At 44.8% G+C, this 279-nt stretch carries 1 protein-coding gene; it reads left to right on the forward strand.

Going from position 1 to position 279, the window contains the following annotated elements:
* The coding region (locus HC176_RS19900) for a hypothetical protein (RefSeq protein ID WP_280818737.1) at window positions 1–279 on the forward strand (279 nt) is incomplete at both ends.

Here is a 279-nt window from a genome sequence, read left to right on the forward strand (position 1 = left end):
GTAATAAACAAGGAAAGTCCCTTTCAGCTTTTTGTAGATACTTTTGGTAAAATCGGGACTGTATATTGCAGCGAGGTCCTGGACGGGATCATGTATTTGGGAACAAATCAAGGTCTGTATTATAAGAAGGCTGATACTAATGAGCAGTATCAGTTAGTTCCAGGCACTACGGGACAGGTTTGGAGCCTCAATCATCTAAATGGCGCGCTGTATGCCGGCCACGATAGAGGGACATTTAAAATTCAAGGTGCAAGTGCTGCTCTCATCTGGGACGGGTTG

This window comes from Tamlana crocina (assembly GCF_012037625.1).